The following is a 13,733-nucleotide window of genomic DNA, read 5'->3' on the forward strand; positions in this document are numbered from 1 at the left end:
CGCGGGCGACGCCAGGCGGCCGATGAGGCAAGCGCCTCCTGCTCAGAAGGAGCGGAACAGGAGAATAGCGACGATGGCGAAAAATGCGAGCGTCGCGCCATAGGCAAAGAGTTCGCTCTGGGAACGCACCTTGTCGGCGCGGGCAATGGCGATGGCGCGGGGACGTCGGCTTTTCTGGCTCATGGCATGTTGTCCTTGTCCACCACAGCGCCGCCTGTCTTGCGACGGTCACTGCAGCACTTCGAGTTGCTGCATGTCATTAATCCATCGACCGGCTGCGACCGGAGGGAACATGCAGTAGCTGGCAAAGACATCCGCCTCTGCCATGCACATCATGGTGCATCCGTGCTGCGGCTGAAGAAAGTCCCTGAAATGGAAACAATGTGGTTTCCGTTCGTTGACCGTCTCGCCCGTGCCTCTTGCCGGTCATGCCCCATGAAGAGCAGGTTCAATTATTTCCATTAACAATGGCTGAAGACGCAAATCACCATTTTTGCCGCGCCGTTACACGTCTTGACCGGCGGCGAAGCCGGACGCCCATGCCCATTGGAAATTATAGCCGCCGAGCCAGCCCGTCACGTCCACGCATTCGCCGATGAAATAGAGGCCGGGAATGCTCCTTGCCTGCATCGTCCGGGAATCGAGCGCGCGGGTGTCGACGCCGCCGAGCGTGACCTCCGCCGTGCGGTATCCCTCCGAGCCCGCCGGCTTCAGCGTCCAGGCCTGCATGGACGCGGACAAGCCATCAATGACCTTGTCGGAAAGGTCCGCGAGCATCCGCCCCGTGAGCTTCGCCTCCTCGACGAAGAAATGCGCGAGGCGGCGGGGCAGGATGTCGCCGAGCGCGGTCTGCACCGCCTGGCGGCCGTTCGTCCGGCGCATGCCCCTGAGGATGGCGGCGATGTCGATGTCCGGCATCAATCTGAGCACGATCTCGGCCCCCTCGCGCCAGTAGGAGGAGATCTGCAGGATCGCCGGCCCGCTCAAGCCCCGGTGCGTGAGGAGCACCGCCTCACGGAAGGCGGTCTTGCCGAAGCGCGCCTCGGCATCGGCCGCGACGCCGGCAAGCGCGCCGAGCTTTTGAAGCTGCGCCGGGTCGAGCGTCAGCGGCACCAGCGCCGGCCGCGTTTCGACGACCGGCAGGGCGAACTCCTCCGCGATCCGGTAGGCGAGACCCGTCGCCCCCATCTTCGGGATCGACTTGCCGCCGCTCGCCACCACCAGCGAGGCGGCCTCGACCGTCCCGGCAGCGGTCGTCACGCGGAAGCCGGAGGCGGTCCTCTCGACGGCCGAGATCGCCGTCTCGAGCCGGAGCTCGGCACCGGCCGCCTTCATCTCGGTGACGAGCATCCGGACGATGTCCTTGGCCGAGTGGTCGCAGAAGAGCTGGCCCAGCGTCTTCTCGTGCCAGGCGATGCCGTGCCGCTCGATAAGGGCGACGAAATCCTGCGGCCGGTAGCGGGCGAGCGCCGATTTGGCGAAATGCGGGTTTTCGGACAGGAAGTTCTTCGGACCGGCATGGATGTTGGTGAAGTTGCAGCGGCCGCCGCCGGAAATGCGGATCTTTTCGCCCGGCGCCCGTGCGTGGTCGATGACGAGCACGCGGCGCCCGCGCTTTCCCGCCTCGATGGCGCACATCATGCCGGCGGCACCGGCCCCGATGATCACAACGTCCTGCTTTTCGGCCACGGCCCGTTCCTTCCGTCAACTCGCCTTCCCTTTCCCGGCGGGCGAGGCGAAAGTCAATCGCTGGCATCTGCAGCGCCCGTGCGTCTTGCCAGACGCGCAAAGGTCGCTGCCGCACTCTGGGTTGCTGCATGCTTTTGTCCTCGGCTACGATTTAAGGAAACATGCAGTAGCCAATTGCCAAACTGCGGCTATGATTGCGCTATCCGAGGCCAAATCCGGTGATTTATGTCTTCCAAGAGAAGTGTTGCCCAGCAGACAGCAAAGGTTAGCAAGAGCGCGAAAATTCCCCTCAGCCTCCACTCCGCCCGGGGTGTGAAGACCTGGACCGAGGCGGTCGATTGGCTGAGAATCCGCGACATCGAAGATATCGAATGCATCACCCCCGACCTTGCCGGGGTGCCGCGCGGCAAGATGATGCCGACCTCCAAATTCACCTCCAACACCTCGCTCGCATTGCCCTCGGCGATCTATCGCCACACGATTTCCGGCGAGTATCCCGAGGAGACGGGCCAGTTCCGCTACGATTCCCGCGACAGCGACATCAAGCTCGTTCCGGACCTTTCGACCATTTCCATCGTCCCGTGGGAGAGCGACCCGACGGCGCAGGTGATCTGCGACATCGTCGGCTCCGAGGGCGAGCAGATCAGCTACACGCCGCGAAACGTGCTGAAGCGCGTCGTCGAGCTCTATCGCCGGAAGGGCTGGAAGCCGGTCGTCGCGCCCGAGATCGAATTCTATCTGGTCGCCCAGAACGACGACCCGGACTATCCGCTGCGCCCGCCGAAGGGCCGCTCCGGCCGTTCCATCCTCGGCGGCCAGGGCTATTCGATTGCCGGCATCAACGAGTTCGACGAGCTCATCGACGACATCTACCATTTCTCCGAGAAGCAGGGCCTCGAAATCGATACCCTGATCCACGAGGAAGGGCCGGCGCAGCTCGAGATCAACTTGAGGCACGGCGATCCGATCGAGCTTGCCGACCAGGTGTTCCTGTTCAAGCGCACGATCCGCGAAGCGGCGCTGAAGCACGGCATCTATGCGACCTTCATGGCCAAGCCGATGCAGGGGCAGCCGGGCTCGGCGATGCACATCCACCAGTCTGTGCTCGACATCAAGACCGGCCGCAATATCTTCTCCAATCCGGACGGTTCGCCGTCCCAGGAGTTCTTCTCCTTCATCGGCGGCATGCAGCATTACGTGCCGAAGACCCTGTCGATGATGGCGCCCTACGTGAATTCCTACCGGCGCCTCACCCCCGACATGTCGGCGCCGGTCAACACGGCCTGGGGTTACGACAACCGGACGACCGCATTCCGCATCCCGGTCTCCGATCCGGTCGCCCGCCGCATCGAGAACCGCCTGCCGAGCTCCGACGCCAACCCCTATCTGGCGCTCGCGGCCTCGCTTGGCTGCGGCTACCTCGGCATCATCGAAGGCCTGCAGGCGAGCCCGCCGAACGAACACACCGCCAACGAGGGCGAGATCGAGCTGCCGCGCGGCCTGCTCGAGGCCGTTTCGCTCCTCGAATCGGAACCCTCGCTCGCCGAGGTCTTCAGCGCCGAATTCATCGCCATCTATGCCGGCGTGAAGCGGGGCGAGTTCGAAACCTTCATGCAGGTCATCAGCCCCTGGGAGCGCGAATTCCTGCTCCTGAATGTCTGATCCGAGACGCGTTCCATGACCTGGCAAAGCCCGATCTCGCCCGGAATCTCCTGGTATGAGGCAACCGTTCCCGAGCGGCCGGAATATCCGGCCATGCCCGGCTCGCGCAAGGCCGACGTCGCCATTGTCGGCGGCGGCTATACCGGCCTGCAGGCCGCCTGCAACCTCGCGCGAAACGGCACCGACGTCACGCTCATCGACGCCTGCCGCTTCGGCGACGGCGCTTCGGGGCGCAATGGCGGCCAGTTCGGCACCGGCCAGCGGACCTGGGCGGAGGATCTCGAGGAACTGCTCGGCCATGAGCGGGCGCAGCAGCTCTTCGACATGGCGGAGAACGCCAAGCGCTTCGTGCTCGATTTCGCGCGCGACCACGGGATCGACATCGACTTCGTGCCCGGCCAACTCTCCGTCGGTCACAAGCGGAGCTTCGAAAAAGACTATCGCAGCCATGTCGAGGCGATGACCGAGCGCTTCGGCTACCCGCATCTCTCCTTCATGGATCGCGACGAAACCGCATGGCGGCTGGGCTCGAGCCACTACGGCTTCGGCATTCGCGACACTGGCACCGGTCATATCCACCCGTTTAAGCTGCTCATCGGCCTGGCAAGGCAGGCGGCGCTCGCCGGCGCCAATCTTTTCGAGCAGACGAAGGCGCTGAAGATCGAGAAGAAGGGCGGCGCGGTCGTCATCGAGACGAGCCGGGGGACGATAACCGCCGACCGGGCGCTGATCGCCTGCAACGCCTATATCGGCGAGCTCGAACCGCAGACGGCGAGCCATGTCATGCCGATCCGCTCCTTCATCGGCGCGACGACGGTTCTCAAGGACCATCCCGACATTCTTCCCGGCGGCGAATCGGTCGATGATTCGCGTTTCGTCGTGCGCTACTTCCGCAAGTCGAAGGACGGCCGGCTGCTTTTCGGCGGCCGCGAGGCCTATACCGCCGACAATCCCCGCGACATCTCGGCGCATATCCGCCGGCAGATCAGCGAAATCTACCCGGCGCTCGCCAATGTCGAGGTCACCCATGCCTGGGGCGGATCGGTCGGCATCACCATGCCGCGACAGCCCTTCTGCCGCGAGGTGATGCCGGGCGTCACGACGATCGGCGGCTATTCCGGCCACGGCATCATGCTCTCCAACTATTGCGGCAAGCTCTATGCCGACCTCGCGCTCGGCAGGACGACGGAGCTCGACCTGCTCAAGGAACTGAAGATACCCGCCTTTCCGGGCGGAACGCGCTTCCGCTCCGCCCTCCTGTTTCTGGCGCTCAGCTGGTACGCGCTGCGCGACCGGTTCTGACCGACCGTCCCGCGTATTTTCCCTTCCCGCTCCGGCTGCAGAGGCAAGACAAGCCTATACTTTGCCTCGTGCTGCCCTATCGTAAGAGGAGGCAAAATGCCGTGTGGCGCTATTTTGTTGCAACGCACCCTAGCGCTTTTAAATCGATTAGATTATACCTGCCCCGAACTGAACGAGATCGAGATATCCCATGAGCAGCCAGATCATTCCCGTAGAGCCGTTCGATTACGTGGTGTTCGGGGGCACCGGCGACCTTGCGGAGCGCAAGCTTCTGCCGGCGCTTTACCACCGGCAGATCGAGGGCCAGTTCACGGAGCCGACGCGCATCATCGGCGCGTCGCGCGCGAGCCTCACCCACAACGACTATCGCAAGTTCGCGACCGATGCCCTGAGGGAGCACCTGAAGCCCGGCGAGTTCGACGAGGCGCAGGTGGAGAAGTTCACGTCGCGGCTTCATTACGTCTCGGTCGACGCCAAGTCCGAGCAGGGCTGGGATGAGCTGAAGAAGATCCTCGACGAAGGCAAGGAGCGCATCCGCGCCTTCTACCTCGCCGTCGGCCCGGCGATCTTCGGCGACATTTCGGAGAGGATCCGCGACCACAAGCTCATCACCAAGAACACGCGCATCGTCGTCGAGAAACCGATCGGGCGCGACCTCGCTTCGGCGACGGAGCTCAACGACACGATCGGCCGGGTCTTCCGCGAAGAGCAGATCTTCCGCATCGACCACTATCTCGGCAAGGAGACGGTGCAGAACCTGATGGCGCTGCGCTTTGCCAACGCGCTCTACGAGCCCTTGTGGAATTCCGCCCATATCGATCACGTGCAGATCACGGTTTCGGAGTCGGTCGGTCTCGAGAACCGAGCCGGCTACTACGACAAGGCCGGCGCGCTGCGCGACATGGTGCAGAACCACATCCTGCAACTCGTCTGCTTCGTCGCCATGGAAGCGCCGACCTCGATGGATGCGGAGGCGGTGCGCGACGAGAAGCTCAAGGTGCTTCGGGCGCTGAAGCCGATCACGGAGGCCAATGCCGAGCAGGTGACGGTGCGCGGCCAGTATCGCGCCGGCGCCTCGGCCGGCGGCCCGGTCAAGGGCTACCTCGAGGAGCTCGAAGGCGGCGTTTCCAACACCGAGACCTTCGTCGCCATCAAGGCCGAGATCAGCAACTGGCGCTGGGCGGGCGTGCCCTTCTACATCCGCACAGGCAAGCGCATGGCCGGCCGCATGTCGGAGATCGTCATCACCTTCAAGCAGATCCCGCATTCGATCTTCGATCAGGCCGCCGGGCGCATCTCCGCCAACCAGCTGATGATCCGCCTGCAGCCGAACGAGGGCGTCAAGCAGTCGCTGATGATCAAGGATCCGGGGCCGGGCGGCATGCGGCTCAGGAACGTGCCGCTCGACATGAGCTTCGCCGAGGCATTCGCCGTGCGCAATGCCGACGCCTACGAGCGGCTGCTGCTCGACGTCGTCCGCAACAACCAGACGCTGTTCGTGCGCCGCGACGAGGTGGAAGCCGCCTGGCAGTGGGTCGATCCGATCCTCAAGGCCTGGGAAACGACGGGACAGCCGGTGCAGGGTTATACCGCCGGAACATGGGGCCCGAGCCAGTCGATCGCGCTCATCGAGCGCGACGGCCGCACCTGGAACGACACAATCTAGGACAAGCCCCCACCAGGACCAGCCCCCACCAGGACCAGCCCAATGAGCACAACCCTGCACACATTCGAGAACGGCGCCGCCCTCGCCGAGGGGCTTTCGGATGCGGTCGCCGCGAGGCTCGCCGCCGCCATCGCCGCCCGCGGCACGGCAAGCCTCGCAGTATCCGGCGGTTCCACGCCGAAGGCTTTCTTCCGGGCGCTGTCCAGGCGCCCGCTCGACTGGACGAACGTCACGGTCACGCTCGTCGACGAACGCTTCGTGCCGCCGGAAAACGAACGGTCCAACCATGGCCTCGTCGCCGCGAACCTCTTGCAAGATCAGGCGGCGAAGGCGCGCTTCGTTCCGCTCTACCATGCCGCGCCGACGGCCGGGGCCGCCGCAGCCACGGCAAGCGCGGCGACGGCAGCGATGGGCGCCCCCTTCGACGTGGTCGTGCTCGGGATGGGAACGGATGGTCACACGGCCTCGTTCTTTCCCGGAGGGACGCGTCTTGAAGAGGCGCTCGATCCGGCGACGCCGCGCGGCGTGATCACCATGGATGCGGAAGGCGCGGGAGAGACCCGCCTCACCTTCACCTTCTCGAGCCTGCAGGATGCGGGCCTGCTCGTGCTGCATATCGAGGGCGACGGCAAGAAGGACGTGCTTGTCCGGGCGGAAGCGCCCGGCGACGAACTGGAGATGCCGATCCGCGCCATGCTCCGGCGCGCCGCATCGCCGCTAGAGATCTATTGGGCGCCCTGAGAAGGCCGGACGGCGTCCCGGAATGAGTGAGCCGCTCGCGCGGCTCGACGGCTCCACCCTTAATTCGAGTTCGAATCAAGGGTAAATTGAACAGGAATTCAAGGCGTTGCAGCGTCACCCGCGGGGCGCCGCTCAACGCCGATGACAGATGAAGAGGAGTCCCGCGACTCCGGAAAAGGATGTGCCCATGTCCGCCGATTCCCGCATTGCCGCAATCACCGCCCGTATCGTCGAGCGCTCGAAACGCTACCGCGAGCCCTATCTCGAGCGTGTCCGCAGCGCCGCAGCAAACGGGCCGCACCGCACCGTGCTCGGCTGCGGCAACCTCGCGCATGGGTTTGCCGTCTGTTCCCCCGCCGAGAAGGCGGCGCTCGCGGGCGACCGCGTCCCCAATCTCGGCATCGTCACCTCCTATAACGACATGCTCTCGGCCCACCAGCCGTTCGAGACCTATCCGGCGCTGATCCGCGAGGCCGCCCGCGAGGCGGGCGGTATCGCCCAGGTCGCAGGCGGCGTGCCGGCGATGTGCGACGGCGTGACCCAGGGACAGCCCGGCATGGAACTGTCGCTCTTCTCGCGCGACGTCATTGCCATGGCCGCCGGCATCGGCCTTTCGCACAACATGTTCGATGCGGCCGTCTATCTCGGCGTTTGCGACAAGATCGTGCCCGGCCTGGTGATCGCGGCGCTGACCTTCGGCCACCTGCCCGCGGTCTTCATTCCCGCCGGACCGATGACCTCGGGCCTGCCGAACGATGAAAAGGCCAAGGTGCGCCAGCTCTTCGCCGAAGGAAAGGTCGGCCGCGACGAGTTGCTCGAGGCCGAGTCCAGGTCCTACCACGGTCCCGGCACCTGCACCTTCTACGGCACCGCCAACTCCAACCAGATGCTGATGGAGATCATGGGCTTCCATCTGCCCGGCGCCTCCTTCATCAATCCCGGCACGCCGCTCCGCGATGCGCTCACCAGGGAGGCGGCGAAGCGGGCGCTGGCGATCACCGCGCTCGGCAACGAGTTCACGCCCGCCGGCGAAATGATCGACGAGCGCTCCATCGTCAACGGCGTCGTCGGGCTGCATGCGACCGGCGGCTCGACCAATCACACCATGCACCTCGTCGCCATGGCGCGCGCGGCCGGCATCGTGCTCACCTGGCAGGACATTTCCGAGCTCTCCGACATCGTGCCCCTCCTCGCACGCGTCTATCCGAATGGCCTTGCGGACGTGAACCATTTCCACGCGGCCGGCGGCATGGGCTTCCTGATCGCCCAGCTCCTGAAGACGGGCCTCCTCCATGACGATGTCCGCACCGTCTACGGCCAGGGGCTCGCGGCCTACGCGATCGATGTCAAGCTCGGCGAAAACGGCAGCGTCAGGCGCGACCCGGCGCCCGAGGCGAGCGCCGACCCGAAGGTGCTGGCAAGCATCGACCATCCCTTCCAGCACACCGGCGGCCTGAAGATGCTGACCGGCAATCTCGGCAAGGCGGTGATCAAGATTTCCGCCGTCAAGCCGGAGCGCCATGTCATCGAGGCGCCGGCCAAGATCTTCAACGATCAGGCCGAGCTCAACGCCGCCTTCAAGGCGGGCAGACTCGAGGGCGATTTCGTCGCCGTCGTGCGCTTCCAGGGACCGAAAGCCAACGGCATGCCGGAACTGCACAAGCTGACGACGGTGCTCGGCATCCTGCAGGATCGCGGCCAGAAGGTGGCGATCGTCACCGACGGCCGCATGTCCGGCGCATCCGGCAAGGTGCCGGCGGCGATCCACGTGACGCCGGAGGCGAAGGACGGCGGCCCGATCGCCCGCATCCAGGAGGGCGACATCATCCGCATCGATGCGATCGCGGGAACGATCGAGGTCAAGGTCGAGGACATCGCCCTGAAGACGCGCGTGCCGGCCCATATCGACCTTTCCGACAACGAGTTCGGCATGGGCCGCGAACTCTTCGCCCCGTTCCGCCATGTGGCCGGCGCCGCCGACAGCGGCGCGAGCGTTCTGTTTCACTGAGGGGCCGCACAGCTCAGGCCTCGGGCCATGCGGAAAAGCGCGTCGGTCGAACCCGGCGCGTCAGCGATAGATGTCGAGCGTCCGGTTGCGATGGTTCGGATGGGTGCTGTAGACGAAGATGCGGTTGAGGTCGCGATCGCTCAGGAGCCGCAGGAACCGGGCCTCGATGAGGTTGTTGGCGTGGACCCGCTTCAACAGGCAGCCGATCAGAGGGATGCGGGCGCTCGGGATGTCGAGATAGAAATTCTGCGGCAGCTGGAACTGGGTCAGGATGCCGATCACGGCGCTGCTCTTCGACAGCTTGATGATCTCGCAGCGGCGCGACGAGAGATGCTGCATCCCCTTCTCGGTGAATTCGATGCGCGCCTCGTTCCGGGTGTCCTCCATCGGGAAATTCGCTTCCCGATCGTACATGAAGGACTCTTCCTTGTTGAGAAAATGCCGGTTGATCGCGGGTACCGCGCTGCTCATCGAGTTCGCCTTTCATCTCATTCCGAGACAATGCTAGCCCGTGAAATTTAACAGAGTGTTTGGACGCTGCGGGTATGTGGAGCTTGGAGGAGCGGGGCGCTTTCGTCTGAGGCTGCCCTCGTCGCTTTAAGGCAGCTTCTCCCCCGCAAGCGGGCGAAGGGGACCCGCGGCGCCGCCTCAGTCCCCTTTCCCCGTCAGAACGGGGAGAGGGTCAGTCCTCGGGTTCGCGTAGCACTGCGGCGAAGGTCTGTTGATCAGACGCGATAGCTGCGCCCCTCGGCGTCGAAGAGATGGAGCTTCGCTTTGTCGGCGGTAAACCGCACCTTGTCGCCGCGGCCGACCTTGAGGATGCCGGGGATCTTGGCGATGATCGGCTCGTTCTCGACGAGCCCCTCGATATAGAGCAGCGTCACTTCGCCGAGTGCTTCGACGATCGAAACCGTTCCCTCGAACAGGAAATTCTCCGATTCCGTCACCTCGAGGTCTTCCGGCCGCACGCCGAAGCTCGCCTTCTTGCCGTTTTCGGAAGCGGCCGTCGGAATGTCGAGTGTGACGGACTTGCCGCGCACCAGCGTGACGGTCGTCTCCGCGCCCGTCGCGGTGATCGTCGCCGGGAAGACGTTCATTGCCGGCGAGCCGATGAAGCGGGCGACGAAGAGATTGGCGGGGCGCTCGTAGAGTTCCAGCGGCGCGCCGACCTGCTCGATATGGCCGGCGGACAGGACGACGATCCTGTCGGCAAGCGTCATCGCTTCCACCTGGTCGTGGGTGACGTAGATCATCGTCGTGTCGGACATCCGCTCGCTGAGCTTGGCGATCTCGATGCGGGTTGCCACGCGCAGCGCCGCGTCGAGGTTGGAGAGGGGCTCGTCGAACAGGAAGACCTTGGGATTGCGGCAGATCGCCCGGCCGATCGCCACGCGCTGCCGCTGGCCGCCGGAGAGCGCCTTGGGCAGGCGGTCGAGATACTGGGTGAGCTGGAGCATGTCCGCCGCCGCGCGGACGCGGCGGTCGATCTCCTCCTTCGATTCCCTGGCGATCCGCATGCCGAAGGCCATGTTGTCGTAAACCGTCATATGCGGATAGAGCGCATAGGACTGGAACACCATGGCGATGCCGCGCTTCGACGGCGGCACGTCGTTGACCCGCTCGCCATCGATGAACATGTCGCCGCCGGTGATTTCCTCGAGGCCCGCGATCATGCGCAGAAGCGTCGACTTGCCGCAGCCGGACGGCCCGACGAAGACGACGAATTCGCCCTCCTTGATGTCGAGATTGATGCCATGAATGACATCGACCGCCCCGTAGGACTTGCGGATATCTTTCAAGAGCAGACCTGTCATCGCACCCTCCCCTCGGTTTGTCAGGCCAGGCGCGCGAAGAACGCGCCCCAGGCCGGAAGACTGATCCTGTTGTCCCTTATATCAGAGATGAAGCCGTGCCCCTCGAGGGGCTCCAGCCGATCGCCCGGCCACTCCATGCTCGCGGGCTCCTCGCCCATGTTGAAGAGGCAGAAAAGCGTCTCGTCGCCATGGGCGCGCCGGAAGCCGAGGAGCGGCGTCGGCGTCTCGACGAATTCGATCGTGCCCTTGGCGAAAACCGGATGCGCCTTCCGGAAATGCAGGAAGCGGCGATAGTGCTCGAGCACCGAGGCCGGATCCCCTTCCTGCGCGGCGACCGCCTGCGGGAGATGGCTCTCCGATATCGGCAGCCAGGGCTTCCCGTCGCTGAACCCTCCGTCCGGCAGGCTCTCCCAGACCATCGGCGTGCGGCAGCCGTCACGCCCCTTGTAGTCGGGCCAGAACTGGATGCCGTAGGGGTCGCGCAGATCCTCGTAGGCGAGCTCCGCCTCGGTCAGCCCCAGTTCCTCGCCCTGGTAGATGCAGACGGAACCGCGCAGCGACATGAGCAGGCTCGCGAGCAGCTTGGCATGCGCATGATGATCGGCGACGCGATCTCCCCAGCGGCTGACGTGGCGGACGACGTCGTGGTTGGAGAAGGCCCAGCAGGCCCAGCCTTCCGGCGCCGCCCTGTCGAAATCGATGAGGACTTCGGCGACGCGATGGGGCGTCAGCGGATCGGCCGCCAGGAATTCGAAGGCGTAGCACATCTGCACCTTGTCGTCGCCGGAGGTATATTCGCCGGCGATCTCGAGACCGCGCTGGCTGTCGCCGACCTCGCCGACCGCGGCGATCGCCGGGTATTCGTCCATCACCGCGCGGAAGCGCCGCAGGAATTCCAGGTTCTCCGGCCGGTTCTTGTCGTAGATATGTTCCTGATAGTTGTAGGGGTTGACCGCCGGTGCGGTCGACGCGTTGCGCCGGTCCGGCGCGAGCGCCGGATTGTCGCGCAGTTCCTTGTCGTGAAAATAGAAATTGATGGTGTCGAGGCGGAAACCGTCGACACCGCGCTCGAGCCAGAAGCGGGCGACGCCGAGGAGCGCGTCCTGCACCTCGCGACTGTGCAGGTTGAGGTCCGGCTGCGAGGTCAGGAAGTTGTGCAGATAATATTGCTGCCGCGTCGGATCCCAGGCCCAGGCGGAGCCGCCGAAGATCGACAGCCAGTTGTTCGGCGGCGTGCCGTCCGGCTTCGAATCCGCCCAGACGTACCAATCGGCCCTGGCATTGCTGCGGCTCGACCGGCTTTCGACGAACCACGGATGCTGGTCCGACGTGTGCGACAGCACGAGGTCGATCATCACGCGGACGCCGAGGCGGTGCGCCTCCGCGATCAGCGCGTCGAAATCCCGAAGCGTGCCGAAGATCGGATCGACGTCCTTGTAGTTGGAGACGTCGTAGCCGAAGTCCTTCATCGGCGAGGTGAAGAACGGAGATATCCAGATCGCATCGACGCCGAGGGCCGCCACATGCGGCAGGCGGGCGGTGATGCCCTTCAGATCGCCGATCCCGTCGCCGTTGGTGTCCTGAAAGGAACGCGGATAGATCTGGTAGATCACCGCTCCGCGCCACCAATCCCTGTCGGGCGCAAGAAGGGAGCTCGTGCTTTCGGTCGTATTCATATGTGTTGGAGGTCCTTGTCTTGACTGGATCAGCCGCCCTTGACCGACCCCGCCAGCAGGCCGCGAACGAGATAGCGCTGCAGGGCGAAGAAGACGATCAGCGGAACGACGATTGTGATGAAGGCCGAGGCGGTGAGGATTTCCCAATTGCCGCCGCGAGAACCGAGAAGATTGACGAGCCGTCCGGTCAGCACCAGCTCGTCGTCGCCCGCGCCGAGGAAGACCAGAGCGACGAGAAGATCGTTCCAGGTCCAGAGGAACTGGAAAATCGCGAAGGAGGCGAGCGCCGGGAAGGATAGAGGCAGGACGATCTTGACGAAGATCTCGAAATCGCTGGCACCGTCGACGCGCGCCGATTCCATGATCTCGCGCGGCAGCCCGGCCATGTAGTTGCGCAGGAGATAGATCGCCAGCGGCAGGCCGAAGCCCGTATGGGCGAGCCAGATGCCGAAATAGGTCTTCGCGGAGACGCCAAAGAACGCGCCCACGCCATTATAGAGCTTCAACAGCGGGATCAGCGACATCTGCAGCGGCACGACCAGGAGGCCGACGACCACGGCGAGCAGGATCGCCCGGCCCGGGAAGGGCATCCACGCAAGTGCGTAGGCGGCAAAGGCCGCGATCAGGATCGGGATGATCGTCGAGGGCACGGCGACGGTCAGCGAATTGAGGAAGGATTGGCCGATGCCTGCGGCGCTCAGCACTTCGACATAATTGTCGATGGTGAACCGCGGCGGCGTGGAAGCCGTAAAGAAGATGCGCTGGCCGCGCGAGCCTTCCATCCTGGTGTCCGACACGATCTCGAAACTGCCGTCCGCCTGGACCGTCAGCCTGTCGCCGTCGTTGAGCTCGGCCGTCTCACCCGGCTTGAACCTGGCGGGCTCGCGGCTGGAGAAGCCGAAGGCGGAAACCTGGCCGCCCTGCCCCTCGAGCAGGCTGCCGGAGATCACGAACTTGCCGTCGCGCTCCACCTGGCTCTCGGCCGAGGGCGCGCGGGCGACCGCGTTGCGCGACGAACTGGAAAGCGCCGTCCACCAGCCGGATACGGCGAGTTGGTCCTTGTCGCGAAGTGACGAAATCAACAGGCCGGCGGTCGGCAGGGTCCATAGAAGGACAAGAAGCAGAACCGACAGATGCACGGCCCAGGTGAGCGGGGAACGCGTTGACGGGCTCAT

11 protein-coding genes are annotated in these 13,733 nt (G+C 64.7%); 5 read left to right on the forward strand and 6 right to left on the reverse strand.

Translation table 11 applies throughout. The features are described from left to right. Positions 1 to 42: 42 nt before the first annotated feature. Positions 43 to 183 (reverse strand): hypothetical protein, encoded by a 141-nt coding sequence (locus tag ATB98_RS29515; RefSeq protein WP_167354082.1) that lies wholly within the window; start codon positions 181 to 183, stop codon positions 43 to 45. Positions 184 to 504: 321 nt separating this feature from the next. After that, entirely contained in the window at positions 505 to 1,689 is a 1,185-nt protein-coding gene (locus ATB98_RS15870) for a BaiN/RdsA family NAD(P)/FAD-dependent oxidoreductase (protein WP_066875310.1), read from the reverse strand. Between the two features lie 225 nt (positions 1,690 to 1,914). Here ATB98_RS15870 and ATB98_RS15875 point away from each other — a divergent pair, with 225 nt between their 5' ends. From ATB98_RS15875 to edd, 5 genes are all read left to right on the forward strand, one after another. After that, positions 1,915 to 3,351, forward strand: a complete 1,437-nt coding sequence (locus tag ATB98_RS15875; RefSeq protein WP_066875312.1) for a glutamine synthetase family protein — start codon at positions 1,915 to 1,917, stop codon at positions 3,349 to 3,351. A gap of 15 nt (positions 3,352 to 3,366) precedes the next feature. Continuing rightward, complete coding sequence (locus tag ATB98_RS15880) at positions 3,367 to 4,653, forward strand: NAD(P)/FAD-dependent oxidoreductase (protein ID WP_066875314.1); 1,287 nt, start codon at positions 3,367 to 3,369, stop codon at positions 4,651 to 4,653. Between the two features lie 190 nt (positions 4,654 to 4,843). After that, positions 4,844 to 6,319, forward strand: coding sequence for a glucose-6-phosphate dehydrogenase (gene zwf / locus ATB98_RS15885; protein WP_066875316.1), 1,476 nt, complete (start codon positions 4,844 to 4,846; stop codon positions 6,317 to 6,319). A gap of 42 nt (positions 6,320 to 6,361) precedes the next feature. Then, on the forward strand, positions 6,362 to 7,060 hold the full coding sequence (gene pgl, locus ATB98_RS15890; protein ID WP_066875318.1) for a 6-phosphogluconolactonase: 699 nt from the start codon (positions 6,362 to 6,364) through the stop codon (positions 7,058 to 7,060). Positions 7,061 to 7,247: 187 nt separating this feature from the next. Continuing rightward, positions 7,248 to 9,068 (forward strand): phosphogluconate dehydratase, encoded by a 1,821-nt coding sequence (gene edd, locus ATB98_RS15895; RefSeq protein ID WP_066875320.1) that lies wholly within the window; start codon positions 7,248 to 7,250, stop codon positions 9,066 to 9,068. 60 nt (positions 9,069 to 9,128) lie between these two features. Here the strand turns inward: edd and ATB98_RS15900 are convergent, their stop codons facing one another. The 4 genes from ATB98_RS15900 to ATB98_RS15915 all read right to left on the reverse strand — a co-directional run bounded on the left by ATB98_RS15900 (position 9,129) and on the right by ATB98_RS15915 (position 13,733). Then, positions 9,129 to 9,539: a hypothetical protein gene (locus ATB98_RS15900; protein ID WP_066875322.1), complete on the reverse strand. Its 411-nt coding sequence runs from the start codon at positions 9,537 to 9,539 to the stop codon at positions 9,129 to 9,131. Between the two features lie 254 nt (positions 9,540 to 9,793). Next, entirely contained in the window at positions 9,794 to 10,882 is a 1,089-nt protein-coding gene (locus ATB98_RS15905) for an ABC transporter ATP-binding protein (protein ID WP_066875323.1), read from the reverse strand. A 20-nt stretch (positions 10,883 to 10,902) separates the two neighbouring features. Then, positions 10,903 to 12,558: a beta-galactosidase BglA gene (bglA, locus tag ATB98_RS15910; protein ID WP_066875325.1), complete on the reverse strand. Its 1,656-nt coding sequence runs from the start codon at positions 12,556 to 12,558 to the stop codon at positions 10,903 to 10,905. Between the two features lie 29 nt (positions 12,559 to 12,587). Then, positions 12,588 to 13,733, reverse strand: coding sequence for a carbohydrate ABC transporter permease (locus ATB98_RS15915; protein ID WP_066875327.1), 1,146 nt, complete (start codon positions 13,731 to 13,733; stop codon positions 12,588 to 12,590).

The organism is Sinorhizobium saheli, from assembly GCF_001651875.1.
GTDB classification, from domain to species: domain Bacteria; phylum Pseudomonadota; class Alphaproteobacteria; order Rhizobiales; family Rhizobiaceae; genus Sinorhizobium; species Sinorhizobium saheli.